The organism is Candidatus Syntrophosphaera thermopropionivorans (genome assembly GCF_004353895.1).
GTDB lineage: Bacteria > Cloacimonadota > Cloacimonadia > Cloacimonadales > Cloacimonadaceae > Syntrophosphaera > Syntrophosphaera thermopropionivorans.
Genome location: NZ_SMOG01000042.1, coordinates 1 through 3334, shown reverse-complemented (window position 1 = coordinate 3334; position 3334 = coordinate 1). Strand labels below are relative to the sequence as shown.

Genomic DNA, 3334 nt, shown 5'->3' with positions numbered 1-3334 from the left:
ATTTTTCTGCTTTCTCTAATAAGATTCCTTTTCACACGGCATTTCGCACTCAAATTTATGCAGAAGACAGAGGTGATGCCTCCACCATTGCTGCAGGACCTATAAGTGCGGATTTTCATTTTGGTATAATGGCTCAACCTATTCCAGCACTAAAAGTTATGGCAGGATGGGATATTGATTGCTTTACCGCAGGCTTGGGAATTAACTATAAAAATATCGGAATTGACTATGCCTGGGTTAATGGCTCACCTGATGCCTTAGGTTCCTCGCAAAGGTTGAGCCTGAACTATAAATGGTAAAACTTGCTCTGCTTGGGGCAACAGGTTCTGTCGGCTCTTCCACAATTGAAGTAGTAAAAGAGCAAGCTGAACATTTTGCTATCTCTCTTGCTTCCGCTCATCTAAACTGGCATAAGCTCTGCGAAATAGCTTGTGAGCTATCCATACCTCAGCTTGTTTTCACCGGTATAGAAGATACTGCTCAGCAAGCTTTTATCAGAAATCAATATCCCTCTTTGAAGATATATTTTGGAATATCAGAATTGCTAAATATGCTAAAGAATAAGGATTATGACCTTGCTTTGAATGCTATCAGCGGTTCTGCAGGCTTGAAAAGCAGTTTTGCCATTGCTCAACGGGGGAAAAATCTGGCTCTGGCAAATAAAGAATCACTGGCTATGGCAGGACATCTTTTGATGCCACTCATAAAGTCACAAGGGAGTAAAATTTTGCCAGTGGATAGTGAACATAGTGCAGTTTTTCAATTATTGGAGGGGCATCCACATAATGAAATAAAAAAAGTTTATTTAACAGCTTCAGGAGGTGCTCTACGGGATATCCCTTTAAATGAGCTGGAAAACATAACTTTAGATAGGGCATTGCAACATCCTAACTGGTCTATGGGGACGAAAGTTACGCTTGATTCTGCAACGATGTTCAATAAAGCATTGGAAGTTATGGAAGCGCATTGGCTTTTTGACCTGGATTTTGAGCAGATAGATTGTGTGCTGCATCCCCAATCCGTGGTTCATTCACTGGTAGAATTCATTGATGGTGCGATTTTTGCTCAAATGAGTCAACCGGATATGAAATTACCTATTCTCTATGCTTTATCTTATCCAGAGCGTTTACCCTCAAAATTGGTGCAGACTGATTTGAAGCATCTAGGAAATCTGGAGTTTTCTCCCATTCCCACAGAACGCTATCCTCTTTTCATTCTTGGTTTACAGGTAGCCTATGCAGGAGGAATTTTGCCGACGGTGCTTAATAGTGCTAATGAAGCAGCATTGCGTCTCTTTCAGGCTGGGGTAATTAGATATGCTGATATCTATCGGATTTGTCAGGAAGCAGTACAGAACTGTATAAATGAGCCAGAACCCTCACTGGAGGAGATTTTAACGGTTAATGAACAGGTATTTCAGCATATCTTGAAGGAATATAATTTTGGAGATATACAATGAAGAAAAGACTTTTAATTGCCACAGGAGGAGGGGATTGTCCAGGATTGAATGCAGTTATCCGGGCTATCGTTAAAAGAGCACAAAAGGAACCGGAATGGGAAATCCTGGGAAGTATTGATGCTTTTAATGGCATTCTGCTGGACCCTATCCATCTGGTAGAACTAACACCAGAAAAAGTTGCTGGAATTCATATTCAAGGTGGGACTATTCTTGGAACAACTAATAAAGGTGGTCCTTTTTCTTGGCCCGTTAAAAATCCCGATGGAACCTGGACAGTAATAGACCGTTCTGCCGATTTTATGGAAAGAATCCGTAATCAAAATATAGAAGCCATTATCAATATTGGAGGAGATGGCTCGCAAAAAATCTCTCAAGGATTGTTTGAACTGGGCTGTCATATCATCGGAGTGCCCAAAACTATTGATAATGACCTTTCGGCAACAGATTTTACCTTTGGCTTTCAAACTGCGGTAGATATTGCCACTGATGCAGTAGATAAACTGGTTACAACGGCAGCCAGTCACCATAGAATCCTTATTTTAGAAGTTATGGGACGCTATGCTGGCTGGATTGCTCTTCATTCTGCTATTGCTGGTGGGGCAGAAGTCTGCCTTATTCCAGAGATTGATTATGATATACATTCTGTAATAGAATCACTGAATCGTCGCATAGCTTCCGGGAAAGAGTTTGCCAATATCGTCATTGCAGAAGGAGCAAAACCGAAAGGTGGCTCTTTAAGTTATCTTGATGAACAGGAACCTGCGGGGATGAAAAGACTTTATGGTGCAGGATTAAGGCTGGAACAAGAATTGAAAGAAGCAGGTTGTGAGATTGAAATCAGGACATCCATACTTGGTCATTTGCAACGAGGTGGACGTCCTAATGCTTTTGACCGCATTCTTGCCTCTCAATTTGGAGTTAGAGCTTTTGAACTGGTTCTGGAAGAAAAATGGGGATATATGGTTTCCTATAGACATCCCAATATCGTTGCTGTGCCAATCATAGACGCTATAAAAGAATATAATTATATTAGTCCAGATTCCGATCTGGTGCATACTGCTCGTGGTTTAGGAATCTGTCTGGGAGATTGAAATAAAGGAGTAACAATGGATTTGAAAAGCTTCAGCTTTCTCTATAGTAAAGTCCACGGATCTACTAAAAAAGAGATAATGAAAGAACTTGCTCTTACAGAGGAAGAATATCAAGAAATGGAAGAAAGTTTGTCCGAAACATTGCAACAGATTTTACAAGAAAGAGATAGAGCTAAAACTATTGGACCGGATTTTGTCCGCTTAACCAGCTATCTCTATGAAGATATTAGTGACCAGCAAAAAGGTTTGCCTCATCCTTCTGCAATAAAAGCAAGAACCGGAGAAAAAATTGTACTTCCAGCTCCAGATAGTTTAACTATGCCAGAAATTACACTTGCTCAAGCTATTAATCAGAGAAAAAGTCTGAGAAAATACTCTAATAAACCTCTTTCTCTTCAGGAACTTTCCTTTATGTTATGGGCAACCTGCTGGGTGAAAGAATACCATAGCACTATATATAATGAGTTTACAAGACGCAATGTCCCTTCTGCAGGAAGCCGTCATCCAATGGAATGTTACCTGCTCATCAATAAAGCTGAAAGTGTCCAACCAGGACTTTATTATTATCATCCACTGGAACATACTCTGATTAAAATCAATACCTCATCTGAAATAGCCCAGGAAATTTATCAAGCTTGCCTGGAACAATCAATGGTTATAGAGGATGCTGTAACCTTTATCTTTACTGCTGTTCCGTATCGTGCCAGCTGGAGATATCAGCAAAGAGCTTATCGCTATCTGTATGTTGATGTTGGACATATAGGACAAAATGTCCATCTTGCTG

Annotated in this window: 3 protein-coding genes and 1 pseudogene; all 4 read left to right on the top strand. The window is 40.3% G+C overall.

The features are described 5' to 3' along the window. A pseudogene (locus E0946_RS07295) lies at positions 1-299 on the top strand (hypothetical protein); the annotation flags it as partial. Continuing rightward, positions 293-1459, top strand: a complete 1167-nt coding sequence (gene dxr / locus E0946_RS07040) for a 1-deoxy-D-xylulose-5-phosphate reductoisomerase (protein WP_133201758.1) — start codon at positions 293-295, stop codon at positions 1457-1459. The pseudogene E0946_RS07295 and the gene dxr, both read left to right, overlap by 7 nt. After that, positions 1456-2550 (top strand): 6-phosphofructokinase, encoded by a 1095-nt coding sequence (locus E0946_RS07035; protein ID WP_133201757.1) that lies wholly within the window; start codon positions 1456-1458, stop codon positions 2548-2550. The genes dxr and E0946_RS07035 overlap by 4 nt, the downstream gene beginning before the upstream one ends. Before the next feature lie 15 nt (positions 2551-2565). Then, positions 2566-3334 (top strand): SagB/ThcOx family dehydrogenase (locus E0946_RS07030; protein ID WP_133201756.1); only part of this gene is annotated, 769 nt, incomplete at its 3' end.

Excerpts from the sequence above, each read along its gene's own strand:
- E0946_RS07035 (WP_133201757.1), top strand. The coding sequence starts at position 1,456 with ATGAAGAAAAGACTTTTAATTGCCACAGGAGGAGGGGATTGTCCAGGA.
- dxr (WP_133201758.1), top strand. The coding sequence starts at position 293 with ATGGTAAAACTTGCTCTGCTTGGGGCAACAGGTTCTGTCGGCTCTTCC.